This is a genomic window from Sphingomonas melonis (assembly GCF_013409985.1).
Lineage (GTDB): Bacteria > Pseudomonadota > Alphaproteobacteria > Sphingomonadales > Sphingomonadaceae > Sphingomonas > Sphingomonas melonis_A.
On the sequence record NZ_JACCBY010000002.1, the window covers coordinates 491,547 to 516,148 of the forward strand.

The following is a 24,602-nucleotide window of genomic DNA, read 5'->3' on the forward strand; positions in this document are numbered from 1 at the left end:
TGCCGTGGGGAAGGCAGGCCTGATAGCAATCGCTGAGGGTTTTTGCCGCGCTCGGCACTGCCTTCCGATGCCGCGCGCGATGTGCGCCTTGCTCATGCTTCGTTACTATCGGCTTCGGCCTTCGCCGGGAATGGAGCCCGGCTTGGCGAGTACGACGCGGAGTAGCGGCTCGCCTCGTTCCGCGCGGCCAATCGCATGCGCCCCGCCCCTCGCTGTCACGCGAGGATACTCGCTTTGTCGGGCAACTGTCCCTAACCAGCCGGGCAGGTTCGGACGGGAGCGATGGCATGGTGGCAGCTGCGCGGCGATGGTGGGTGGTGCTGATGGTGCTGATCGCCTGCGCAATCACGGCGCCCGCCGGTGCCCAGACCTCGCCGGTAGAGGCCGCCAGCAAGCAGCTCGCCGCTGCCGAGGCGGCGCTCGATGGCGTCGACAAGGCGCTCGACGGCAAGGTCGATCGCGAGACGCGTGCCCAGCTGCGCGATCAGGCGCTCAGCGCGCAAAGCGATGCGCGCGATGCCGCCGAACAGTTGCGGTCCCAATTGGCGCTGGTCGATGCGCGGATCGCCGGCCTCGGTGCCCCCGCCCCCGGCGTGGTCGAGGCGCCCGATATCCGGGCCGAGCGCCGCGCGCTCGCCCAGGCGCGCAGCTCGCTCGATTCGAAGGTCAAGCGTGGCCAGCTCGTCGCGGTCGAGGCCGGACAGCTCGTCACCGAGATCGACGAGACCCAGGCCGAGGAGATCAACCAGCGGATCGCGGTGCGCGCGCCCTCCCCACTGTCGCCGCATTTCTGGGGCGACATCTTCGCGGCGTTGCCGCGCGACACGCGCCGCCTGTCGACCTTCCTCGGCCGCGAATGGAACCAGATCGACAGCGGGCTGCGCAGCGGCTTCCCGCTCGGTGCGCTGCTCGGCAGCCTCCTTGCGCTGGTGATGCTGATCCCGGTGCGGCAATTCCTCCGCCGTATCGGCCAGCGTTACCTGATCGCCGATGCGCCGGGGCATCGCGTGCGGCGCTCGGCCAACGCCTTGTGGCGGGTGCTGGTCGGCACGACGATGCCGATGGCCGCCGCCTTCCTGTTCGTCCAGGGATTGCGCTGGTCGTCGCTGCTCGCACCGTCGTGGAACGCGCTCGCCGATGCGCTGGTGATCGCGGCGGCGTTCAGCGGGCTCACCGCCGCGGTCGGCGCCGCCTTCCTGATGGCGCGGCAGCCGTCGTGGCGGGTGGTGACGCTGACCGATGCGGCAGCGACGGCGCTGCGGCCCGTCGCCTGGGCGTTCGCGACGCTGACCTTCGTCGTCATCCTCGTCGATTCCGTCAACCGCACCGCCGGGATGAGCCCGACCGCGCTGCTCGGCACGCAGGTGGTCGAGGTGATCGTTCATCTGGTGCTGATCGCGAGCACGCTGATCATCATCGGCCGGCTGCGCGCAGCGGAGGCCGCGGATGGCGAAAGCGAGGCGGAGGCCGCGGCGAGCGCCGGCGTCGGCGCGATCACGCTGGCGCTCTGGCTGGTGGTCGCGGGCGCAGCCCTGGCGCTGCTGATCGGCTATATCGGGCTGGCGATCACCGTTGTGCAGGCGGTGCTGTGGGCGACGCTGCTCGGCGTCAGCACCTATCTGCTGATGGTGGTGATCGACGATGTCGCGACCAGCCTGTTCCAGCGCGACAGCCGCATCGGCCTGACGCTGCGCCACGGCATGGGGATCAGCGGCAGCGCGGTCGACCAATTCGGCGTGCTGCTGTCGGCGATATTGCGGCTGGCGGTGATCGTGGTGGCGCTGGGGCTGCTGCTCTATCCGTTCGGTGCCGGCTTCGGCTCGTTCCTCGACCGGGTCAGCGGGCTCGCGCGCGGTGTCGAGGTCGGCGGCATCGCGATCTCGCCGGGAACGATCATCCGCTTCGTCGCGGTGCTCGCGCTGGGGCTGTTCCTGGTGCGGCAGTTCACCGGCTGGCTCGACCATCGCTATCTGCCGAGCACCGACCTCGACAGCAGCGTACGCAATTCGATCCGGCTGGTCGCGCGCTATCTGGCGATCGCGCTGGCGGTGGTGTGGTCGCTCGCCTCGCTCGGCATCGGGATGGAGCGGATCGCGCTGCTGCTGTCGGCGCTGTCGGTCGGCATCGGGTTCGGCCTGCAGGCGATCACGTCGAACTTCGTGTCGGGGCTGATCCTGCTCGCCGAGCGGCCGATCAAGATCGGCGACCTCATCCGCGTCGGCACCGACGAGGGCGACGTCAAGCGGATCAGCGTGCGCTCGACGGAGATCGAATTGGCGGACCATTCGACGCTGATCGTGCCGAATTCCGAGCTGATCACCAAGTCGGTGCTCAACAAGACGCTGGCCGGGCCGATGGGGCGCATCCAGATCCACTTCTCGGTGCCGATCAGCAGCGATGCCGATCGGGTGCGCGCGATCGTGCTGGAGACGTTCGCGGCCGAGGAGATGGTGCTCGACGCGCCGGCGCCGGCGGTGCTGATCGACGGCATCGGCGACGGCCGCATCCTGTTCAACTGCCTTGCGCATGTCGCCAGCCCGCGCAGCACCGGCGAGGCGCGCAGCAACGTGCTGCTGACGCTGCTGCGGCGGATGCGCGACGAGGGGATCGAGCTGGGCACCGTGCCGCAGCGGGTGGAATGGGTGACGCTGCCGCCGCAGCTCGGCGACACGCCGGCGAGCTGAGCCGCCAGCCAGCCGCGCGTGGCTTAGCCGATCATGCCGGTGCCGGCGTGCTTCCAGCGACGATAGCCCTCGCCCATTGCAGCGGGCGGCGGCGGGAGCATCGCCGGGACCGGGGTGGTGCCGGCGAGACGATCGATCACCGCGGCGCGGGCCCGGAAGACGCGGCTGCGCACCGTGCCCATCGGCACGCCGAGACGCACGGCGGCTTCCTCATAGGACAGGCCCTCCTGCGTGACGAGGACGAGCGCCTCGGCCTGGCCCGGCGTGATGCTGTCGAGCGCCGCGTCGAGGTCGGCGAGCATGACACCCGATTCCTGATCGGCGGGCGTCACCAGCCGGTCGTCGTCGATATCAGGATTCCAAGACACGCTGCGGCCGTCGCGGCGGCGGTTGGTTAGGAAGAGGTTACGCAGGATGCGGAACAGCCAGGCGCGAAAATTGGTACCGGGCTGAAATCGGGTGCGGGCGGCCCATGCGCGCGCCATCGTTTCCTGCACGAGATCGTCGCCGTCGCCCTGGTCACGGCTGAGCTGACGCGCATAGCGTCGCAGCGACGGGAGCACCGCTTCGATCGCGGCGACGAAGCCGCGTTCGGTAAGCACGTCGGACGGCAGGGCGGCGGTGGTCATCGGTTCATCACTCGACACGAGACAGACTGGACGGGCGCGGGGACGGATGGCGTCGGCGCGGGCGTCGCGAGCCCATAGAGGCAGGTATCGAACGATTACAATACTGGTCGGTTCCTTTTTATTTTGCGGTGCAGCATGTCGGCAACACCGGCGCGTACAGTCGCAGGAAGGTGTCGAACCGCGCCGCGAAGGCATGATCCTCGCACAGCCCCTCCAGCGCGACATCGGGAGCGAGGCTGTAGCGCATGCGGTTCACCGGCCCGGCGAGCAGGTCGAACAGCATGTTCGCCATCCCTTCAACATCCCCTGCCTCGAGCAGCCCCTGCGCCTGGGCAGTGGCGATCGCATTCTTCATCGGCGCCATCAGCATGACGTGCCAGTTCTGGCGGCGGCGGGCGAAGGCGGGGTCGGTAAGGGAGGCATGATCGATGAAGATCGCCAGCCCGACGTTCTCGGGCTTGAGCATCATGTCGAACATGTGGCGGGCGAAGGTGCGCAGACTCGCGATCGGTTCGGTGACGCTGTCGGCGGTATCGCGGGCGAAGGCGTGGAGCTGGTCCATCTTGTGGCGGATCGCCGCGTCGATCAGCGCGTCCTTGCTCGGGAAGCGGCGATAGATCGTCTGCTTGGTGACGCCGATATCCTGGGCGAGCGCGTCGATCGACAGCGTCGCATAGCGCGCGTCGCGCATCGCATCGATCGTACCGTCGAGGATCAGCGCCTCGATCGCCTGCGCTTCCTTGCGGCTCGGCCGGCCGGCGCGACGCTGGGCCGCGCCGCCTGCGCTCGCCGAACCCTCGTCATCCGTGGTCGCCATCCGTCCGATCCCGCTCCGTACCGCATCCGCGTGCCGCTCCACCATGGCCACCGCCCCCGCCGATGTCCACCGCTGCCCCGTTGCCCGCCGCGCGGCCAGCGATTAGGGGGCGGGCTTGCAGGAGACAGGCCAGTGACAGCGACGACCGACGCGATCCAAGCCGGCGATCATGTCGCGATCATCGGCGGCGGCTTTTCGGGGACGCTGCTGGCGATCAACCTGATGCGCCACGACGGGCCGCGCGCGACGCTGATCGAGCGGCGGCCGACACAGATGGCGCGCGGCGTCGCCTATAGCGCGGCGCACGAGGAGCATCTGCTCAACGTGCGCGCGGGCAATATGAGCGCGCTGCCCGACGATCCCGGTCATTTCGTCCGCTGGCTGGAGGCGCAGGGGCTTGGCGACGCCAAGACCTTCGTCTCGCGCCGCACCTATGGCGCCTACCTGCGCGAGATGCTCGATGCCGCGGTGGCGGCGCATCCGGGGCGGATCACCATGATCGACGGCGCCGTCGCGGCGCTGGCGAAGACCGACGGCGGCGTGACGCTGTCGCTTGCCGACGGCGGGACGATCGCGGCGGACGTGGCGGTGCTGGCGATCGGCAACCTGCCGCCGCATACGCCGCCGGGACTCGATCCGGCGGCGCTGCCGACGGGCTGCTATCGCGCCGATCCGTGGGCGGGCGACATCGCCGAAGGGCTGCGACCCGACGACACGGTGGTGCTGGTCGGCACCGGGCTGACCGCGGTCGACGCGGCGCTGCTGCTCGACGCCGCCGGCTTCGGCGGGCGGATCGCCGCGATCTCGCGGCGCGGGCTGGTGCCGCGGCCGCATGCCGACACCCCGCCGCAGCCGGGGCTGCGCGAGCGGCCGGCGGGGACGCTGTCGCGGCTGGTGCGCCACGTGCGCCAGCGCGCCGCGGCGGTCGGCTGGCGCGCCGCGGTCGACGAGTTGCGGCCGATCACGCAGATGATGTGGGGTGCGGCGGATGCGACGATGCGCGCCCGCTTCCTGCGCCATCTGCGCCCCTATTGGGACGTGCACCGGCACCGGCTCGCGCCGTCGGTGGCGGCGCGGATCGACGCGCTGTGCGCCGCGGGACGACTGTCCTTCGCCGCGGGCAAGCTGGTGTCGGCGACCGCGGACGGCAGCGGCGCGCGGCTGTGCTGGCGACCGCGCGGGTCGGAGGCACAGGTGGAGACGCGGGTGGCGCGGATCGTCAATTGCACCGGGCCGCAGGGCGATCTGATGCGCTCCGGCGAGCCGCTGTTGCGCAACCTGCTGGCCAAGGGACTGATCCGGCCCGACCCGCTGCGGATCGGCCTCGACGTCGACGCGCAGTCGCAGGTGATCGGCAGCGACGGCCGCGCCGACCCGCAGCTGTTCTGCATCGGGCCGATGACTCGCGGCGGATTGTGGGAAGTCGTCGCGGTGCCGGATATCCGCCAGCAGAACTGGACGCTCGCCCGGCGGCTGGCGCATGCGCAATGGGTCGGCGGCGAGGGACTCTAGGCGGGATCGACATTCAGGCTTCCGAGATAACGCCTGCCCCGGCAGGGCAAGGCTATCGTGTGGACGTTCGCTTGAGTCCGCCGCCTCTTATCCCACCCCGTCACCCCGGACGTGTTCCAATCTTTTGTGTCGTGGTGGACCCCGGAACGGGTCCGGGGTGACGGATACCAGGAGGATGCCGACACGAACCTCATTACCGGAGCCACAGGCGACCGCCCTCCCGCTGGCGGGAGAGGAATTGGCCTGAATGTCGATCCGGCCTAGGCCGCCTGCGCCCCCGGATGGCGAAGGGTTACGAAGCTCCCGCCACCCCCGCCTGCACGAGACCTCCGCGAAAGCCTCGATGTTGCCCGGAACGCATCGTCACCCCGGACGTGGTCCGGGGCCCGCCGCGTCGCGAGATCAACAGCTTCCGCCTCTGCGGAACGGTGGATGCCGGAACACGTCCGGCATGACGGGGGCGTTTTTCAGAGGTCGCGCCCGCACCGGGATGACGGAAGCGGGCGCGCCCGTCCCTTACCAGTTCAGGCCGGCGCGGGCGTAGAGATAGCGGCCGTTGAAGCCGAACGGCGAGTAATAGGGGAAGCCGATCACCCCCGTGGTGTTGTTCCGCGGGATGGTGCGATCGGGGTAGACGTCGAAGAGGTTGCTGACGCCCAGCGCGAATTGCGCGCCCCGCGGCGCCGAATAGCGGAATTCGAGGTCGGTGATCGCGTGGCGGCCGGTGCGCACGTCGTCGGCGGGCGTGCTGCCGGGCTGGTTGACGTCACCATAATAGGTCACGCGCGCCAGCGCGCCGAGCTGGTCGAGCGACCAGTCAATCGTGCCCGTCAGCTTCTCGCCGGGCGTCCCCTGCTCGACGGTCAGCACGCGGCTGCGCGCGAACAGCGTCGGCGCCGGGTTGAGCGTCGCGGTCGAGGTCGGCACGTCGGTGATCTCGACCTTGTTGACGTTGCCGGCGAGCGTGAAGTCGAACGCCCCTGCCCCCGCGGTGCGCAGCCGGTAATGGGCGACGGCATCGATGCCCTGCGTGTTCGAGCGCAGGCCGTTGATGAAGAAGCGCGCGGCGGTGACGCCATAGGGATCAAGCAGCGAGGCGACGGCCGGGCTGAACGCGGCGTTGATGTTCTCCGACAGCGCCAACTGGTCACGCAGCTTGATATAATAACCGTCGATCGACAGGTCGAACCCGCCGAAGCGGATCACCGTGCCCGCCGAGAAGTTGGTCGACTTCTCCGGATCGAGCGGAACGCCGCCCAGCGCACTGCCGAGGCCGCTGGTCGACGGGGTGGTGGCGGTCAGGAACGGGATGCCGTTCTGCACCACCGACGCGGTCGAGGTGAAATATTGCTGCTGGAGCGAGGGTGCGCGGAAGCCGGTCGATACCGTGCCGCGCAGCGCCAGCCACTTGGCCACGTCGTAGCGCAACGACGCCTTGCCGTTGGCAGTCGAGCCGAAGTCCGAATAATCCTCGAACCGGCCGGCGATGCCGAACAGCAATGCGTCGGTGAGCTGCGCTTCGAGGTCGAGATAGGCGCTGCCGTTGCGGCGCGAACGCTCCAGTGCGTTGGCCGACGTCAGCGCCGGGAAGCCCTGCGCACCGGCCGAGACGCGGGACACCGGCTGGCCGGCGGGCTCGCCCGCCTCGATCTTATAGCCTTCGCGCCGGCCCTCGACACCGAAGGCGACATTGAGCGACTGGAACACGTCGAACCGGCGGGTGACGTCGAGCCCGGCGACCCATTGGTCGTAGATCAGCCGGCCGTCGAAGAAGGATGTTTGAGAGGCATTGCCCGCGGCGAAATTGGCGCTGTTGCGCGTCCGGAACGCCAGCCGGTTGCGGCCATAGCTGACGTTGAAGTCGACGTTCCACCCCGCCACGTCGCCACGCAGGCCGAGCGCCGAGTTGAGGTCGACCGACTTGGTGTTGATGATCGGCAGGAAGCCGTTGGGATACAGCGTCCCCACATTGTAGCCGGTGGTGACGCCGGGCAGGCGCGGGAAGGCCGTGCCCTCGACGTTGCGGTCCTGATAGCCGACCCAGCCGTACAGGTTCCAGCTGTCGGTGAGCGAGGTGCCGGCATTGGCGAAGACGGTATATTGCTCCAGCGCCGGATCGCCGAACCGGCCGGTCACCCGCGTCGGGGTGACGCGCGGATCGAAATCGGCGCGGTTGGTCGGCTGGCGCCGGTTATATTCGCCGGTCACGGTCAGGAAGCCGTCGCTGCCGAAGCCGATGCCCTGCCACGCCGAGGCGGTGACGTTGTTCTCGCCGGTGACATGGCGGCTGCCGCGCGCGGTATCGACCTGCGTATCGTAGAAGCCGTAGGTGACCGAGGCGCCGCCGCCGCTGCGCGCCTCACGCAGCCGCAGATTGACGACGCCGGCGATCGCATCGGAGCCATATTGCGCCGACGCGCCGTCGCGCAGCACCTCGACCCGGTCGAGCGCGGCGACGGGAATCGTGTTGAGATCGACCGCCGCCGAACCGCGGCCGACCGAGCCGTTGGTGTTGAGCGAGGCGGAGGCATGACCGCGCACGCCGTTGATCAGCACCAGCGTCTGGTCAGGCGACAGGCCGCGCAGCGTCGCCGGGCGGACCGCGTCGGTGGCATCGGTCGCCGCCGCGCGCGGGAAGTTGATCGACGGCGCGACATTGGCGAGCGCCGCGGCGACCTCCGTCGTCCCCTGCCGCTGCAGGCTGGCGCCGCTCAGCACGTCGACCGGCGCGATGCTGTCGAGGCGGGTGCGGCCGGCGGTGCGGGTGCCGGTGACGATGATGTCGTCGCCCTCATTGGATTGGGTTGCGGCATCGGCGACGGGCGCGACCTGCGCCGGCTCGGTGACGGCGGGGGGCTGGTCCTGCTGCGCCGGCGCGGGCGCGGCCTGCGTCGCGAGCGCGGCGGAACTCGCCGCGAGCAGAAGTTCGCTGATAATCGTCACGGTCAACCCCTTGTATCGGTGCGCTCTGGCGCGTGCAGTGCAGCATAGCCGATCCCGTCTATGGTTACGGGCGAAGAAAAACTTTGCCGGGGGTGAGGCTGTGGCGAGGCGTGCCGCGGGACGAACGAAGCGCAAGCGCCCTTCCCGCCGCATTTTTTCACGCGGGCGCTCTGGCCGCGGGCGCGCGCACGTGGCTAGGATAGAGCGAAGGCGCGCGGGGGGCGTGGCCGAACGGGGGTGTCGGACGAACGATGCGCGCAATCTCTTTCCTGTCGCTGCTGCCGGTCGTCGCGGCGACGGCCGGGCCGGCCGCGGCACAGACGCTGACGCCGCTGGTCGAGGCGCGGCTGCGCCACGAGCATGTCGCGCAGGACGGCCTGCCCGACCGGTCCGACGCGGTCACCGCCCGCGTCCGCGCCGGGCTCCAGGCGAGCGAAGGCCATTGGACCGCGCTGGCCGAGGCGCAGGGCAATCTGGCGATCGTCGGCGATTATTATGACGGGCTCGCCGGGTCGGCGGCGCTGCGCCCGCAGATCAGCGATCCCCAGAGCATCGCGCTCTACCGTGCGCAGCTGCAATATCGCAGCAGCGCGCTGACCGTGACCGCCGGGCGCCAGCGCATCCAGCTCGACGACGAACGCTTCGTCGGCGCGGCGGCGATCCGCAACAACGGCCAGACGTTCGACGCGGTGCGCACCGAGCTGACGCCGATCAAGGGGGTCAAGGCCGACGTCACCTATGCCTGGGGGGTGCGGACGGTGTGGGGCATCGACGGCGCCGGCGCGCGGCAGCAGGCGGTCAGCGGCGACAATGTGTTTGCGACGCTGGGCGTGGCGACGCCGGTGGGGACGCTGAGCGGCTATGCCTATCTGGTCGATCAGGACGAGGCGGTCGTCCAGGGCTACCGGCTGTCGAGCCAGACCTATGGCGCGCGGCTGGCGGGGTCGCACGGCTTCGGCAAGGCGACGCTGGCGTGGACGGCGAGCCATGCGCGCCAGTCCGACTATCATCGCAATCCCAACGATTATGCCGCCGATTACTGGCTGGCGGATGTCGGGCTCGACCTGGCCGGACCGAAGCTCGGCGCGGGCTATGAGGTGCTGGGCGCCGGGACCGGGCGCAGCCGCGGCGCGACGCTGGCGAGCTTCCAGACACCGCTCGCCTCGATCTTCAAATTCCAGGGCTGGGCCGACAAGCTCACCACCACGCCGCCCGACGGCATCCGCGATCTCTACGGCAGCGCCGGCTGGGGCTGGAAGCAGCTCGGCGCGCTGAAGGCGGTGAGCCTGCAGGCGGTGTACCACCGTTTCGAGAGCGACCGGCTGGTGCGGCATTACGGCAACGAGATCGACCTGTTGGCGCAGGCGAAGATCGGGCGGACGGTCGCCAGCATCCGCTACGCCGACTACCGCGCCGACCGGTTCGCGACCGACACGCGCAAAATGTGGTTGCAGATGGACTGGACGCTGTAGGCCCACGCGCATCGGCGGGCGAGGAGACGAGCGGCATCGCCCCTCGCCTCTGCCCGCCGCCGCGGCTCAGCCGTTCAGCGTCGCATTGTCGATCACGAACCGGTATTTCACGTCGCTGCGCTGCATCCGGTCATAGGCGTCGTTGATCTGGTCGATGCGGATCATCTCGAAATCCGCGACGACGCCCTTCTCGGCGCAGAAGTCGAGCATTTCCTGCGTCTCGGCGATCCCGCCGATCAGCGAACCGGCGATCGCGCGGCGCTTGAACACCAGCGGGCCGACCGACGGCGAGGGATGCGGATGCTCTGGCACGCCGACCAGCGTCAGCGTGCCGTCGCGCTTCAGCAGATTGGTGAGCATGTCGAGATCGTGGCTCGCGGCGACGGTGTCGAGGATGAAGTCGAAGCTGTTGGCGTGCGCCGCCACCTCTTCCGCGTTGCGCGAGTTGATCACCTCGTCGGCGCCGAGCGCGCGGGCGGCCTCGCGCTTGCCCTCCGAGGTCGTGAAGGCGACGACGTGCGCGCCCATCGCATGCGCGAGCTTGACGCCCATATGGCCGAGGCCGCCGATCCCGACGATGCCGACCTTCTTGCCCGGCCCGACGTTCCAATGGCGCAGCGGCGAATAGGTGGTGATGCCGGCGCACAGCAGCGGCGCGACCGCGGCGAGCTGCTCCTCGGGATGGTTGATGCGCAGCACGAACTTGTCGTCGACGACGATCGTCTCGGCATAGCCGCCGAGCGTGTGACCGGGCGCGTCGGGGGTCGGGCCGTTATAGGTGCCGACGAAGCCGTTCTCGCAATATTGCTCGAGCCCCTCGGCGCAGGACGGGCAATGCTGGCAACTGTCGACCATGCAGCCGACGCCGACCAGATCGCCGACGGCGAACTTGCCGACCTCGGCCCCGACCGCGCTCACCCGGCCGACGATCTCGTGCCCCGGAACGCAGGGGTAGATGGTCCCGGCCCATTCCCCGCGGACCTGATGCAAATCGGAATGGCAGACGCCGCAATAGGCGATGTCGATCTGCACGTCGTGCGCGCCGGGCGTACGGCGCTCGATCGCGAGCGGTGCGAGCGGCTTGTCGCCGGCAGTGGCGCCATAGGCTTTGACGGTCATCGGTTGGTCCCCTGATCTGCAAGCGCCGCTTGGGCGCGTCGTGCGGAAGATAGGGTCCGCGCCGGGCCGACGGCACCGCCGCGCCGGTACATGGAACGATGAGCCGGCTTCATCCATGCTGCCAGTCGCCGAGCGGGCGCAGCTCGCGGATCAGGTCGACGAGCAGGCGCAGCCCGGTCGGCATCTGGCGGCGGCCGGGATGATAGAGGCAGAAGCCGGGGCCGGCGACGGCATGGTCGGTCAGCACCAGCCGCAGCGCGCCGCTCGCCAGATGGGGCGCGAAGATCGGCTCGGTGCCATAGACGAGCCCGGCGCCGTGCACCGCCATCGCGGTCATGCTCGCGGTCTCGTTGGCGATGATCTGGCTGTCGACGGTGATCGCGGTCTCGCCGTCGGGGCCGTCGAACTCCCAGCGGTAGATGCGGTCGTCGCCCAGCCGGATGCCGATGCAGCGATGCCGCACGAGATCCTCGGGCCGCTGCGGCGTGCCGAACCGGTCGAGATAGGCCGGGGACGCCGCGACCACCCAGCGCAGGTCCGGCGACAGCCGCTGCGCGATCATATCCTCCGGCACGGTGCCGCCGTAGCGGATGCCGGCGTCGAACCCCTCGGCGACGACATCGACCATGCGGTTGCTGGCGACGATATCGACGTGCACGTCGGGATAGCGGTCCATGAACACCGGCATCACCGGGCCGAGCAGCAGCGGCGCGGCATCGGCGACGACGTTCAGCCGGATGTGGCCGGCGGGTGCGTCGCGGAAGCGGTTGAGCTGTTCGACCGCCTCGCCGATCGCGGCGAACGGCGCATCGATGGCGGCGAGCAACTGGTCGCCGGCGGCGGTCGGCGTCACCGAGCGCGCGGTGCGGTTGAACAGCCGCACGCCGAGCCGCGTCTCCAGCGCCTTGAGCGCGTGGCTGAGCGCCGAGGCGCTGACGCCGAGCTCGAGTCCGGCACGGCGGAAGCTGCGATGTCGCGCGATCGCGAGGACATAGGTGAAGTCGGCCAGATCGGCCCGATTGGGCAATGCCATGGTGCAAACCCCTGTTGCCGGTAGCGCCGCGCCTAGGTCCACGGGACGGCGGCGTCCAGCCGGGCGGCCCATTGCCTCCGCCGCCGCGCCGGGGCAGAGCGGCCGCACCCGCGGCGCGGGGTCCGGACGAGGAGGATGACGTGACGCTTCATGGCTGGTGGCTGTTCGTCGGCGCGGTGTTCCTGCTGTGCGGCACGCCGGGACCGAACATGCTGCACATCCTGTCGCGCAGCGTCGAGCTGGGGCCGAAGCGCAGCGTCGCCGCGATGGCGGGTTGCCTGACCGCGCTGGTGCTGGTGCTTGCCGCCTCGGCCGCCGGGCTGACGACCTTGCTGCTCGCGCTGCCGGGCGCGTTCGAGGTGCTGCGCTATGCCGGCGTCGCCTATCTGATCTTCCTCGGCATCAAGGCCTGGCGCGCCGATGTCGCCCCGATCGACGTCGGGACGGGCGCGCTGCCGCGCACGGTGTCGCTCGCGGCGCTGTTCCGCGGCGGCTTCGCGATCGGCATCAGCAACCCCAAGCTGCTGCTGTTCGCCGCCGCCTTCCTGCCGCAATTCGTCAATCCCGCGCAGCCGCAGGCACCGCAGTTCGCGATCCTGGTCGCGACCTTCGCGGCGCTCGAGTGCTTCTGGTACGGCGTCTATGCGATGGGCGGACGGTCGCTGTCGGCGCATCTCGCCCGCCCGTCGGTGAAGCGCGCGTTCAACCGCGTCACCGGCCTCATCTTCGTCGGCTTCGGCGCGGCACTGCTCCGCGCCAAGGCCTAGGCCGGATCGCCGTTCAGCTGGTGGAGTATGACACTTCCTCTCCCCGGCTTGGGGGGGCAGCCGCCTACAATTGCGGTGGTGAGGTTCGATCGGCATCCTCCTCTAACCCGTCACCCTGGACTCGTTCCGGGGTCCACCGGGCCGCGAGAGAACGGTGTCGCACCACGCCTTTCTTCTCGCCGCAGAGTGGACCCCGGAACGAGTCCGGGGTGACGGGGTGGGATTGGAAGGCGGCGGACCCAAGCGAATGTGCCTATGCGATAGGACTGATCTGGCGAGACAGGCGTTTCCTCTTATGCTTGAATGTCCCGCCTAGCTGCGCACCGACGACAGCGAGAAACTGACCGGCACGGTCAGCTCGATCCGGTCCGGTCGTGCCGGCGGGATCGGGGGAAACGGCGCAGCGCGGGTGACGGCGGCGGTCGCGGCATGGTCGAGCATCGGCGAACCGGACGAGGCGGCGAGCGCGACGCCGAGCAGCGCGCCGTCGCGCACCACGGTGAAGCGGACCAGCACGATGCCCTCGATCCCCGCGCGGCGGGCGGCTTCGGGATAGGCCTTCACCTTGGCGAGGCGGGCGAGCACCTGCCCCTCCCAGCTCGTCGCGCTCGATCCCGCCGCAGCGGGTGCCGGCGGCGCATCGGGGACCGGCGGCGCGGCGGGTGGCGGCGCGGGTTGCGGCGACGGCGGCGTCGGCGGTGCACGCTCGATCGCGGCGGCGACCGGCACGACGGTGCGGACGACCGGCACCGGCGCGTCCAGGGACGTCGCGACCACCGGCCGCACCGGCGGGCTCGCCGGATGCGGTGGCGTCACCTGCTTGGCCTGCTTCGGCTGCACGGGCACCGGCGGAGAGGCCGGTGGCGCCGCGTCGATGTTGAACAGCATCAGCGTCGGCGGCGGCGTGCGGACGGGGTCGGGCTCGCGCAGCCGCAGCTGCACCGCGACCGCCACGCCGAGCAGCAGCATCGCGGTGCACAGCCGCCCTGCCTGGCGGCAGCGGGGGCAGCCGCCGTAGCGTGACGGTGCGGACGGGATCATGCGATCCCGCCCCTCGCCGGCCCCGCTCACAACCGCTGGGTGAGCGTCAGCCGGATCGTCCGGCCCGAAGCGGGCACCCAGGTCGTCGACATGATGTCATAGTAGAAGCGGTCGCCGATATTCTCCGCGCTGAGGTCGAGCCGCGTCGTCGCCCACGGCTGGAACTGGACGAAGGCGCCCCAGATCGTCTCGCGGTCGAACGTCCGCGCCGCCTCCGTCGTGACGCGTGCGCCGAAGACGTTGACGCGGCCACCGAGCGTCAACGCGCGGTCGAACAGGCGCACGCCGAGCGTGCCGCTGCCCGAATAGCGCGGTGGGACATAGACGCGTTGGTAGTCGGAGACGAACGGCTTCTCGTCGCACTGATCCTCCGTCATGCAATATTCGACATGATCGTAGCGGGTATAGGCGCCCTCGGCGAAGAGCCGCCCCGTGTCATAGCTGCCGCTCACCTCATAGCCACGGAAGTCGGCGTGATCGATATTGTACGGCGTGCGCCACCATTTGTAGCCGCCCTCGGTGCAGACATGCTTCTTGCACTCGGTGCGGATGACATAGTCCGTGTTGTGATTGTCGAACCGCGCCACCTTCAGCCGCAGATGGTCGTCGCTGAACAGCAGGCCGTTGCGCAGGACGTTGACGCCGATCTCGACGTTATGCGCGCGTTCGGGCCGCAGGTTCGGATTGGGGACGAGATACAGGCCTGCCATCCCCATCGTCCATTCGCGCAGGCTGACCGGGCGAAAGCCCTCGGCGTAGCTGGCATAGAGGCCGATCCCGCGGAACGGCGACAGGGTGATCGCGCCCGACAGCGTCGTGCCGTGGCCGCTGCCGATCCGGCGCACGGCGCGCATCTCGGGGGTGCCGCGGGGGTCGTCATCGGCAAGGTCGCGGCGGAGATGATAATAGAGGTAGCGGGCGCTACCATCGAGCTTCAGCCAGTCGGCGACCGCGATGCTGGTGTCGCTGAACAGGCTGGTCATCCGTCGCTCGCCGTTGGGGTTGACCAGCTCCTCGGGTTCGGTGGCATCGTCGCGCCCCCTCTCCAGCGACATCGACACGCCGTTGCTGGTGGTCAGCACCGCCTCGCCCGGCAGTTCGGCGACGGACCGGTTGACGATCGAGGCGTCGGTGTTGCGGGTGTGGAACGGTCCGTCAGAGGCGATGCTGGTCTCGATCTTGTCGACCACCGCCGCCTGCGCGGTGAGATCGATCAGCGACTGACCGGACGGCTTGAAATGGTATTTGGCGGTGTAGGTATCCGTCTTGGCCATCTGCTCCGCCTTCTGGTTCTTGCCCGAACGCCAGAAGAGTTCGCTTTCCCAGGATTCGCCGTACGTGCTGTCGTACCGGATATAGCCAAGCTCCAGGCTGTGTGCCGGCGCCAGGTGCAGCACCGTCTTGATCAGGCCAGAGGTGGTGTGCTGGCTGGTGTTGAGCACCTCCTCGCCCAGCGCATATTCGCCGGCGCGCTCTTCGCCTTGGCGCCCGGAATAGTAATTGCCCTGATCGCGCTGCGAGATCGCCACGACCATGTCGACGCGATCGGACCGCATGCCGAGCGCGATGCTGCCGAAGTGGTTGCGGAACGCCGGCCAGTCGCTGTCGCGGAAGCGCGGCAGGAACGTCTGATCCTTCTCGCCGAAGATGCCGCATGCTGCGCCGATTGGCGGCGGCGCCACGGTGTTGCTGCCGATGCTCCCGCGCAGCCGCAGCGCATAATGCTGGCCTTCCGGCACGAGATCGTCGGCGCGCAGCGTCGAGACATTGACCACGCCGCCGGTATAGCCAGCACCCATCGCGCCGCCGGTCGGCCCCTTGTCGATCTCGATACCGCCGATCAGTTCCGGGTCCACCGACAGCCGGTTGTTGCTGCCGGTATAGCCGCGATAGTCGGAGCTGGCCGATTGCGCGCCGTCGACCAGCATCGCGACGCGGCTGGCGCCCTGCAGGCCGCGGATGTTGATGTCGAGCGTGTTGCCGATGTTGGCGCCGCTGGAGATCACGCCGGGCGCGGTCTTGAGGATGTCGCCGAGCGCGGTCGGCGGGATACGCTCGATATCGTCCCGCGAGACGTACGCGGCGGAGGCGGGGGTACGGAACGGACGGTCCGCCTCCTCCCGCCGGGCCCCCGAGGTACCATGGCCGGCGGCATCGTCCGGTGCGCCGGCGACGTGGAGCGTGGCGAGCGCGACATGGTCGCCGTCAGTATCCGCCTGTGCCGTCGTGTCAGGCAGCAATGTCAGCGATCGGCCCTCGAGCCGGCCGTGCAGGCCGGTGCCCGCGAGCAGCCGCGCCAGCGCCTCCTCGCGCGGCAACGTGCCGCTCACCCCGGCGCTCTGCTTGCCGCGCGCGAGTTCGGCCGGATAGGAGAGTTGCACGTCCGCCTGCTCGGCGTACCGGCGCATCGCCTGCGCCAGCGGCCCGGCGGCGACATGAAAGGCGCGCGGCTGTTCCGCCGCCTGCTGCGCCTGCGCCACCCCTGCCGACATCGTCGCCGACGTCGCGAGCACCGCCGGCACCAACGCCCCGCGGATCACTCTACCAAATCGTGTCATACAACCCCCATAACGCTAATGATTGTCATTACCGTTACGGAAGACGAACGAGGGGCGGATCACCCGACCTTGCGGCGCGCAAAAATCAGTCGGCGTAGACGATCGTCACCGCGCCGAGGTCCAGGCGGTGCAGCGACAGCGATCCGGTGAGCAGCGCCAGCGCCGCCTGCGGATGATCGAGATCGTAGACGCCGTTGACGCGCCGCGCCGCTGCAGCCGGCGACAGCAGGATGCGTCCATGCAGATAGGGGCGCAGCGCCTCGATCACGCTGCCGAGCGGCTGATCGTCGGCGATCAGGCGGCCACGCAGCAGCGCGGCGGCGGCGTCGCGATCGAACCGCTCATCGGGCGCGAGCGTGCCGTCGGCGGCATAGCGCCCTCGCCACCCCTCGCGCAGCAACGTCCCGCCGCGACCGGTGCGCAGTTCGACGCGATGCTGGAGGACATCGACCTCGGTCGCGGCGGTGCCGCGCCGCACGATGAAGGCGGTGCCACGCGCGATGGCGCGGCCGGCGCCGCTCTCGACCGCGAAGGGACGTGCGGGATCGCGACGGACGGCGAACTCCGCGGTGCCGCGCAACAGGCGGATGTCACGGCGGTCGGCGTGCATCTGCCATGCCAGGGCGGTCTGTGGCGAGAGCCAGGCTCGGGAGCCATCGGGCAGCCGGATCACGCGCCGTTCGCCGGTCGCGGTGATTGCATCCGCCTGCATGCGCAGCCGGAGCATGTCGCCGGCGGGGATCAGCACCGCCAGCGCGGCGGCGGCGGCGCTGGCCACAAGTGCGAGACGCCGCGGCCGCCATGGCGCAGCACGGGCATTGCGGCGCGAGCGGCGTGGCGGCACCTGCCTGGCGCGCTCCGGCAGCAGGACTGCCGCGAACCGATAATAGGCCGCGGCATGCGCAGGGTCCGCGGCCAGCCATGCGGCCAAGGCGCGGGTCTCGCGGCGCGACAGCGGCCCCGCATCGACGCGGACCACCCAATGCGCGGCGGCGTCGTCGAGCGCTGCGTCGCGTGGCGTCTGGCGCGTCATGATCCCGGTCCTTCCGATCCTGCTCCCTGCAAGACCAGACGGCCGAACGCGGCAAAACCCGACCTCGTCGTGCCCGTCACGGATCAGATTCGTCGAGGTGGCGCGCGATATGGGCGAGCGCGAGGCGCAGGTGCTTCTCGACCATGCCGCGGCTGATGTTCATCCGCTGCGCGATCGTTGCCTGATCGAGATCCTCGAAACGGCGCATCAGGAACGCCTCGCGGGCGCGGGGCGGCAAGGTGTCGGCAAGCGCGCGGATGCGGGCGATCTGGTCGCGGGCCAGCGCCTGCGTTTCGGGCGAGGCGGTGCAGTCGGCGACCTCCTCCAGCCGGTCGCCGCCGTCGACCAGCAGTTGCGCGGCGCGGCGCTGCCTGGCGCTGCGGTCGATGACGACGCTGCGCACGACGCGGAACAGATAGGCGGCGGGATCGAGGACATGCCCACGGCACAGGCCCGGCAGCGCGCGCACCCACGCCTCCTGGACGATGTCGGCCGGCTCTTCGCGCGGCGCGAGCCGGCCGACGAAGCGGCGCAGGCGGCCATCAAGTTCAGCAAGGTCACGCACGATGACATGCTCGTAACGCTATTGCGAGTCATGCGCAATCAAGAAGCGTCCGAAACGGTAATGAACCGAACCACCGCCGCGGAGTTGATGCGGGTCGGCCGGCCCCGTGCGGGTGCCGGGCGCACTCGGAAGGACATCAGATGAAACTCCAGCATATCGCCGCCGCCACCGCCGCCCTCGCCCTGACCTGCGGCGTTCCGGCCATGGCGCAGACCGTGCGCGAAACGAAGGTCGATCATGACACCAAGGTGCATGACGGCGTCGCCACCACCACGACCAAGGTAACCGAGACCAGCAAGCGCAAGACGCACCGGCCGAAGAAGGTGCTCGGCGTCAAGGTCGGCCACAAGACGGTCAAGCACAAGGTCGTGCGCGAGACCTCGGTCAGCTCGAACGGCGATCGCAAGGTGGCGGTGAAGACCAACTGACCCGCGGCCGCCGACGCTCGCAAGGACCGTCGGCGGCACGAGTCCCGCGTCATCCTTGCGAGGGATGATCGAGCGGACGGCGTTGCGCCCCTCCCCCGCTGTTCCAATATGGGCGGCGAAACGGGAGATCCAGATGAGCGACGACGCGACCGCGAACCAGCCTGCCGGCTATGTCCCCCCCGAGGTGTGGAGCTGGAACCAGAGCAACGGCGGCCAGTTCGCCAGTATCAACCGTCCGGTGTCCGGTGCGACGCACGACAAGGACCTGCCGGTCGGACCGCATCCGCTGCAACTTTATTCCTTGGGCACGCCGAACGGGCAGAAGGTGACCATCCTGCTCGAGGAATTGCTCGCGGCGGGACACAAGGGCGCCGAATATGACGCCTGGCTGATCGAGATCGGCAAGGGCGACCAGTTCGGCAGCGGCTTCGTCGCGGTGAACCCCAATTCGAAGATCCCCGCGCTGGTCGATCGCTCAGTCGACCCCGCCATCCATCTGTTCGAAAGCGGCTCGATCCTCTTCTATCTCGCCGAGAAGTTCGGCGCCTTCCTGCCGACCGAGCCGCACGCGCGGGCCGAGACGATGAACTGGCTGATGTGGCAGATGGGCTCAGCGCCGTTCGTCGGCGGCGGCTTCGGCCATTTCTATGCCTATGCGCCGTTCCGCATCCAATATGCGATCGATCGCTATGCGATGGAGACCAAGCGGCAGCTGCACGTGCTCGACACGCACCTTGCCGAGCGCCGCTACATGGTCGGCGACACCTATACGATCGCCGACATGGCGATCTTCCCTTGGTATGGCGGGTTGTTCGACGGCATCTACGATGCGCGCACGTTCCTGGCGCTCGACGACTATCCCAATCTGGCCCGTTGGCACGCCGAGATCGGCGCGCGCGATGCGGTGCGGCGGGGCCGCGTCGTCAACAAAGCGACCGGCGAGCCGGGCACCGTGCTGCGCGAGCGACACTCCGCCAAGGATTTCGAGGCGATCGCCTACTGACGCGGTCAGCTCAGAGGGCGAACCGGATGGTGCCGATCGCGCGACGCGGGTCGCCGATCGCCACCCCGTAGCTGTTGACCGCCGACGTATAATAGGTGTGGTCGAAGACGTTCTTGAGGTTGAACTGGAACGACACGGTGCGTCCGGCGAGCCGCGTGTCGTAGCTGACGAAGGCGTCGGCGACGGTATAGGCCGGCAGCCAGAACGTGTTGGCACTGTCGCCCGGCCGCCGCCCGACGTGGCGACCGCCGCCGCCGATCCGGAGCCCGTCGTCGCCGGCGAGCGCACCGACGTCATAGGCGAGCGACAGCGAACCGGTGTCGCGGGCGACGTTGGCGAGCTGGCGACCGGCGAATTGCGGGTCTTCCGTGGTGCGGGCGGCGGTGTGGGCGTAGCTGCCGATCAGGCTGAGCGTGCGGGTCACCTGCCCCGCCACGTCGAGCTCAACGCCGCGCGAGGCGGCGCGGCCGGCGGTGCGATAGTCGGTGAGGCCGGTCTTCGCATCGAACTGGCGGACCAGCACGTTGCGCTTGTCGATATCGTAAAGCGCCAAGGTCGCGGTGAGTCGATCGGGCATGTCGAGCTTGGCGCCGACCTCGAACGAGCGGCCGCGCTCGGGCGGCATGGCGGAGGTGATCACCGTGCCGCCGTCGAGCGGTGCGACGGTCGAATTGGGCTTCAGCGACCGCGTGTAGCTGGCGTAGAGCGAGACGATATCCACCGCCCTCCACACCAGCCCGGCCTGCGGCACGAACGCCCAGCCGTCGAGATCGGTGTTGGTCGTGAACGGCCGCCCCTTGCCGGCGCGCTGGCGGAAGCCGATCAGGCGGCCGCCGGCGGTGACGATCCAGCGCGCGCCGAGGTGGATCGCGTCCTGTCCGAACATCGAGACATTGTGCAGCCGGTCGGTCTGGTCGCTGTCGAGCGCGGATACCGCAGTCGGGAACGGCACGCGACCATAGACCGGGCGTCGATAGTTGAAGACGGAGGCCAGCTTCTGCCGGATGAGGTCGCGGCGGTAGTAGCGGCGATATTCGCCCTCTACCCCGACGATGACGTGATGCTCGGCGCCCAGCAGGCCGAAATGGCCGTCGGCATAGGCCTGGACATAGGCGTCGGTGCTGAGCGATCCGCGCGTGGCGTCGTTGCTCCGCGCGACGATCGTCTTGACCGGGTCGATGCCGGTCACGCGTAATTGGCCGGCGTCATAATCCTCGCTGTTGAAGCTGCTCGCCAGATGCGCTGCCCAGCCGCCGCCGAGCTGATGATCGACCGCGAGCTGGACCAGATGGCTGTCGCCCCACATGCGGTTGACGGGATCGTCGAGCCGGCGGCGGCGCGGGATCGCGAGCGGCGTCAGCGTGCGCGGATCGAGGGCGGTGCCGCGGTCGAACGGATAATCGAAGCGGCGATATTCATACCACAGCACCGCCTGCGTGGTGCGGCCGTACCAGCCGAGCGATGGCGCGATCAACGTGTCGCGACGCGTGCCGAAGACGCGCCAATAATCCTCGTCCTGATGATCCAGCACGATCCTGCCGGCAAGGTTGCCGGCGATGGCGCCGGTGAGGTCGGCGGTCGCCTGCAGGCCGGCGCGCCCCGCGGCATAGCTCGAACCGGTCAGGGCGACCGACCCGCCGGCGACGAGCAGCGGCTTGCGGCTGACGATGTTGATGACGCCGCCCGGGTCCATGATGCCGTAGAGCAGCGAGCTTGGCCCCTTCAGCACCTCGACGCTCTGCGCGGCGGCGTTGACGCCCCTGCCCTGCACCAGCGGCATGCCGTTGTGCATCACCGATCCGTCGCGGTTGCCGCCGAAGCCGCGCTTCAGGACGGTATCCTGCGTCGCGGCGAGCGTATTGCCCTGCGTGATGCCGCTGACGTTGGCGAGCACGTCGTCGAGATAGCGCGGACGCTGATCGCGGATCACCTGCGCGGGGACGATGTTGACCGCCTGGGGCGTGTCGAGCGTTGCCGCCGACGAGCGCAACGTCGAGGCATCGGGGGTGGGCTTGTAGCGGTCGTCGGAAGCCTTCGGCGCGGGCGACGCGCGGCCGGTGACGACGATATCCTGCCCCATGTCGGCCGCCGCCGGACGATCGTCCGTGGGCGCGAGGCCCGCCGCCGCTCCGGCCGTTGCCGCAGTCGGCGACGCCAGCGCCAAGCCCGCGACCACCAGGCCGCCGCCCCACATGTTCATTCCTGCCATTCCCCCTGCAAACGGCGCGCCCTACTCCGATGCTAAGCATTCGCAATAGCGGACAGCGCGTCACGGCGGCGGATTGGGGGCAAGGCGCGGCGGCGACTGGAAAGTTTTTTGTACATTTAAGCGGGAATGTCACATTCCTTGACCAAGGGGGCGCTGCACGCCGCAACGGCGGCGACGATCAGCCGATCAATAGATTATCAGTGGGGATCCATGTCCAAATCCGTTCTCGCCACCAGCACGGCGCTCGCCGCGCTCTGCGTGGCTTTTGCCGCCCCGGCCCGGGCCCAGACCGAGACGCCGCAGACCACGACTCCCCAGACCAGCGATGCGGCACCGAGCGACACGTCCGCGACGACAGCGGCGAGCGAGCAGGCCGGGGCCACTACGCCGGAGCCGGCGGATCGCGACATCATCGTGACCGGATCGACCCGCGCGCAGCGCCGCTTCGACGCCTCCTATGCGATCAACACGGTCACGCAGACCGACATGGAGAAGATCGCCCCGGTCAATTTCGCCGACCTGATCGGCCAGTTGCCGGGTTTCCAGACCGAGATCACCGGCGGCGAGGTGCAGAATATCTATCGCATCCGCGGTCTGCCGAACGACGGCGGCTTCGTCAGCTTCCAGCAGGACGGCCTGCCGCTGTTCCACGAGAATGACGGCGTCTTCTTCCGCGGCGACGCGCTCCTCAAGCCCGACCTGATGACCGAGCGCGTCGAGGTGGTCCGCGGCGGCCCCGCGCCCGTCTATGCCAGCTATTCGGGCGCGATCGTCAACGCGATCGAGGTTACAGGGCGCGATACGATGCGCGGCAAGGCCCAGCTGACGCTCGGCGACACCGGCCTGTATCGCGGCGACTTCGTCCAGTCCGGCCCGCTCGGCAACCGCACCTATTATGCGCTCGGCGGGTTCGTCCGCTATCACGACGGCTACCGCGACAATGGCTTCCCCAACGACAAGGGCGGCCAGTTCCGCGCCAACATCAAGCACGACCTCGACAACGGCTCGCTGCGCGTCAGCGTCAACTACGTCAACGACCACAACGTCTTCTATCTGCCGATCCCGACCGCCGACCCGCGCAACCCGTCGGTGTCGCTCGATCGCTACATCGACTATTTCCACGGCACGCTGAACTCGCCGGCGTTGCGCAACGTCAACCTGCGCTACCGCAATGGTGCCGGCGTCGTGCAGAACGAGGCAAGCGACCTGGGCGACGGCCGCCATATGCAGATGTTCAACGTCGGCACGCAATATGACGCCGAGTTCGACGGCTGGCTGGTCTCCGCCAAGGCCGGTTTCACGATGGGCAAGCTCGATTTCACGGCCTTGTACTCGACGACCAATCCGGCCGACGCGAATGCGTTTCCGAGTTCAAACGCGCCGCGGCCGAATGATTATCTGAGCCGAGCGATTCAGGCATTCGGCCCGGTCGCGTCGTTCCGCTATTTCCTCGCCGGTACCAACACGATCTACGACCCGTACGCTGCATCCGGTCTTGTGATGCAGGCGCAATACCGTGACATCCACTCCAAATTCTACTCGAACCAGATCAATCTGTCGGTCGCCAAGAAGTTCGAAACGGGCTTCGGCAGTCACGACCTCAAGTTGGGCGTGTACGGCAGCCTGTATGGCGAAAGCAGCCGGACCATCTATCAGGACTATCTGTTCGAAGTCGCGAGCCGGCCGCGCACGCTCGACCTCGTCGTCTACAATGCCGCGCGGGAGGCGATCGGTCGCATCACCGACAATGGCGCACTCAACTATGCCGGAACGCTCTCCCAGGGGAATTCCGACGCGAAGATGATCGCGGTGTTCGCCAACGACACGTGGGAGATCGTCCCCGGCCTGCGCATCGACGCCGGCATCCGTCACGAGCGCTACGACTACAAGGGCTATGCGCTGCCGACCGCTCTCGCGAACCTTGGCGATCCGACGACGATCGCCGACGATCTCACCCGTTCGTTCACCGGCGGCATCATCAACCAGCGGCTCAAGCCCCACGCGACCAACTGGACGGTCGGTGCGAATTACGATTTCAACACGCATATCGGCGTCTATGGCCGCGCCGCGCACCTCGAAACACCGCCGAGCGTGCAGACCGTCATGAACATCACGCCGACGATCATCACGACCGTCGCCGACCAATATGAAGCGGGACTGAAGCTCGCCGCCGGCCGATCCTACCTGTACGTTACAGGTTTCTACACCAATTTCGACCCGCTAAACGCCTCTTTCCTGGCGCGGGACCCGACGACCGGGCGTAGCGACGTCAACGTCCCCTTCATCGGCGAGGCACAGGTCAAGGGCATAGAGTTCGACGGTGCACTCGCCGTGACGCCGTGGTTCACTCTCAACGGCGCGCTCACCATCAGCGATCCCAAGTACAAGAATTTCCAGAATTCGAACGGGGCCGATCCGGCAAGGGCCGAAGGCAAGCAGATCGTCCGTCAGCCGAAGATCTACGGCAATATCCGCCCGAGCTTCGACTTCGATCTGGGTGACAACGCTATCTCCGTCTACGGTCGCTATACGTATATGGGGAAACGCTATGTCGATTTTTACAATTACACGGCGCTTCCTGCATATGGCACCACCGGCGCGGGCGTGACGGTGCAGCACGGGACGTGGCAGTTGCAGGTGGTCGGCGACAATCTGTTCAACGCGCATGGCCTGACCGAAGGCAATACCCGTACCGACCAGGTGGATGGCCAGGGCAACCCCGAGGCGATCTACGGCCGCCCGATCTTCGGCCGCAACGTCCGCCTCGTCGTCGGCAAGTCGTGGTGAGG

General features: G+C 68.8%; 17 protein-coding genes. 7 read left to right on the top strand and 10 right to left on the bottom strand.

The features are described from left to right. The first annotated feature begins 287 nt into the window (after window positions 1–287). On the top strand, window positions 288–2,684 hold the full coding sequence (locus HD841_RS08900) for a DUF3772 domain-containing protein (protein ID WP_257015378.1): 2,397 nt from the start codon (window positions 288–290) through the stop codon (window positions 2,682–2,684). A gap of 23 nt (window positions 2,685–2,707) precedes the next feature. Here the strand turns inward: HD841_RS08900 and HD841_RS08905 are convergent, their stop codons facing one another. Continuing rightward, complete coding sequence (locus tag HD841_RS08905) at window positions 2,708–3,313, bottom strand: RNA polymerase sigma factor (protein WP_179508509.1); 606 nt, start codon at window positions 3,311–3,313, stop codon at window positions 2,708–2,710. A gap of 118 nt (window positions 3,314–3,431) precedes the next feature. After that, window positions 3,432–4,130, bottom strand: coding sequence for a TetR/AcrR family transcriptional regulator (locus HD841_RS08910; RefSeq protein WP_179508510.1), 699 nt, complete (start codon window positions 4,128–4,130; stop codon window positions 3,432–3,434). A gap of 132 nt (window positions 4,131–4,262) precedes the next feature. On the opposite strand from HD841_RS08910, the gene HD841_RS08915 reads away from it, so the two are divergent. Further along, a complete protein-coding gene (locus HD841_RS08915) occupies window positions 4,263–5,642 on the top strand; it encodes an FAD/NAD(P)-binding protein (RefSeq protein WP_373562974.1) in 1,380 nt (459 codons plus the stop codon). Window positions 5,643–6,158: 516 nt separating this feature from the next. On the opposite strand, the gene HD841_RS08920 is transcribed toward HD841_RS08915, so the two are convergent. After that, a complete protein-coding gene (locus HD841_RS08920; RefSeq protein WP_373562975.1) occupies window positions 6,159–8,585 on the bottom strand; it encodes a TonB-dependent receptor plug domain-containing protein in 2,427 nt (808 codons plus the stop codon). Between the two features lie 260 nt (window positions 8,586–8,845). Between HD841_RS08920 and HD841_RS08925 the strand changes: the two genes are divergently transcribed. Then, window positions 8,846–10,057 (top strand): alginate export family protein, encoded by a 1,212-nt coding sequence (locus tag HD841_RS08925; protein ID WP_373562990.1) that lies wholly within the window; start codon window positions 8,846–8,848, stop codon window positions 10,055–10,057. Window positions 10,058–10,123: 66 nt separating this feature from the next. Here HD841_RS08925 and HD841_RS08930 read toward each other — a convergent pair whose 3' ends face one another. Both HD841_RS08930 and HD841_RS08935 read right to left on the bottom strand, forming a co-directional pair. Then, a complete protein-coding gene (locus HD841_RS08930; protein WP_179508513.1) occupies window positions 10,124–11,176 on the bottom strand; it encodes an NAD(P)-dependent alcohol dehydrogenase in 1,053 nt (350 codons plus the stop codon). A 109-nt stretch (window positions 11,177–11,285) separates the two neighbouring features. Continuing rightward, entirely contained in the window at window positions 11,286–12,209 is a 924-nt protein-coding gene (locus HD841_RS08935) for a LysR family transcriptional regulator (RefSeq protein ID WP_179508514.1), read from the bottom strand. 140 nt (window positions 12,210–12,349) lie between these two features. Between HD841_RS08935 and HD841_RS08940 the strand changes: the two genes are divergently transcribed. Next, entirely contained in the window at window positions 12,350–12,976 is a 627-nt protein-coding gene (locus tag HD841_RS08940) for a LysE family translocator (RefSeq protein ID WP_179508515.1), read from the top strand. Between the two features lie 312 nt (window positions 12,977–13,288). Here the strand turns inward: HD841_RS08940 and HD841_RS08945 are convergent, their stop codons facing one another. The 4 genes from HD841_RS08945 to HD841_RS08960 form a co-directional block, all read right to left on the bottom strand. Beyond that, window positions 13,289–14,017, bottom strand: coding sequence for a TonB family protein (locus HD841_RS08945; protein ID WP_179508516.1), 729 nt, complete (start codon window positions 14,015–14,017; stop codon window positions 13,289–13,291). A 26-nt stretch (window positions 14,018–14,043) separates the two neighbouring features. Further along, window positions 14,044–16,557: a TonB-dependent receptor gene (locus tag HD841_RS08950; protein ID WP_179508517.1), complete on the bottom strand. Its 2,514-nt coding sequence runs from the start codon at window positions 16,555–16,557 to the stop codon at window positions 14,044–14,046. Window positions 16,558–16,660: 103 nt separating this feature from the next. Beyond that, window positions 16,661–17,608 carry a FecR family protein gene (locus tag HD841_RS08955; protein WP_179508518.1) on the bottom strand — a complete coding sequence of 316 codons (948 nt, stop codon included), beginning with the start codon at window positions 17,606–17,608 and terminating at the stop codon, window positions 16,661–16,663. Between the two features lie 76 nt (window positions 17,609–17,684). Continuing rightward, window positions 17,685–18,173, bottom strand: coding sequence for an RNA polymerase sigma factor (locus HD841_RS08960; protein ID WP_179508519.1), 489 nt, complete (start codon window positions 18,171–18,173; stop codon window positions 17,685–17,687). Window positions 18,174–18,313: 140 nt separating this feature from the next. On the opposite strand from HD841_RS08960, the gene HD841_RS08965 reads away from it, so the two are divergent. Together HD841_RS08965 and yghU are read left to right on the top strand one after the other, a co-directional pair. Further along, entirely contained in the window at window positions 18,314–18,601 is a 288-nt protein-coding gene (locus tag HD841_RS08965; protein WP_179508520.1) for a hypothetical protein, read from the top strand. Window positions 18,602–18,734: 133 nt separating this feature from the next. Beyond that, window positions 18,735–19,604 carry a glutathione-dependent disulfide-bond oxidoreductase gene (gene yghU, locus HD841_RS08970; RefSeq protein ID WP_179508521.1) on the top strand — a complete coding sequence of 290 codons (870 nt, stop codon included), beginning with the start codon at window positions 18,735–18,737 and terminating at the stop codon, window positions 19,602–19,604. 10 nt (window positions 19,605–19,614) lie between these two features. On the opposite strand, the gene HD841_RS08975 is transcribed toward yghU, so the two are convergent. Further along, window positions 19,615–21,804 carry a TonB-dependent siderophore receptor gene (locus HD841_RS08975; RefSeq protein ID WP_257015380.1) on the bottom strand — a complete coding sequence of 730 codons (2,190 nt, stop codon included), beginning with the start codon at window positions 21,802–21,804 and terminating at the stop codon, window positions 19,615–19,617. Between the two features lie 219 nt (window positions 21,805–22,023). Here HD841_RS08975 and HD841_RS08980 point away from each other — a divergent pair, with 219 nt between their 5' ends. Beyond that, window positions 22,024–24,600, top strand: a complete 2,577-nt coding sequence (locus tag HD841_RS08980) for a TonB-dependent receptor (RefSeq protein WP_179508522.1) — start codon at window positions 22,024–22,026, stop codon at window positions 24,598–24,600. Window positions 24,601–24,602: the final 2 nt, after the last annotated feature.

Coding starts and splice junctions, on each gene's coding strand:
- HD841_RS08900 (WP_257015378.1), top strand. CDS start 288: ATGGTGGCAGCTGCGCGGCGATGGTGGGTGGTGCTGATGGTGCTGATC.
- HD841_RS08905 (WP_179508509.1), bottom strand. CDS start 3,313: ATGACCACCGCCGCCCTGCCGTCCGACGTGCTTACCGAACGCGGCTTC.
- HD841_RS08910 (WP_179508510.1), bottom strand. CDS start 4,130: ATGGCGACCACGGATGACGAGGGTTCGGCGAGCGCAGGCGGCGCGGCC.
- HD841_RS08930 (WP_179508513.1), bottom strand. CDS start 11,176: ATGACCGTCAAAGCCTATGGCGCCACTGCCGGCGACAAGCCGCTCGCA.
- HD841_RS08935 (WP_179508514.1), bottom strand. CDS start 12,209: ATGGCATTGCCCAATCGGGCCGATCTGGCCGACTTCACCTATGTCCTC.
- HD841_RS08945 (WP_179508516.1), bottom strand. CDS start 14,017: ATGATCCCGTCCGCACCGTCACGCTACGGCGGCTGCCCCCGCTGCCGC.
- HD841_RS08955 (WP_179508518.1), bottom strand. CDS start 17,608: ATGACGCGCCAGACGCCACGCGACGCAGCGCTCGACGACGCCGCCGCG.
- HD841_RS08965 (WP_179508520.1), top strand. CDS start 18,314: ATGAAACTCCAGCATATCGCCGCCGCCACCGCCGCCCTCGCCCTGACC.
- yghU (WP_179508521.1), top strand. CDS start 18,735: ATGAGCGACGACGCGACCGCGAACCAGCCTGCCGGCTATGTCCCCCCC.
- HD841_RS08975 (WP_257015380.1), bottom strand. CDS start 21,804: ATGAACATGTGGGGCGGCGGCCTGGTGGTCGCGGGCTTGGCGCTGGCG.
- HD841_RS08980 (WP_179508522.1), top strand. CDS start 22,024: ATGTCCAAATCCGTTCTCGCCACCAGCACGGCGCTCGCCGCGCTCTGC.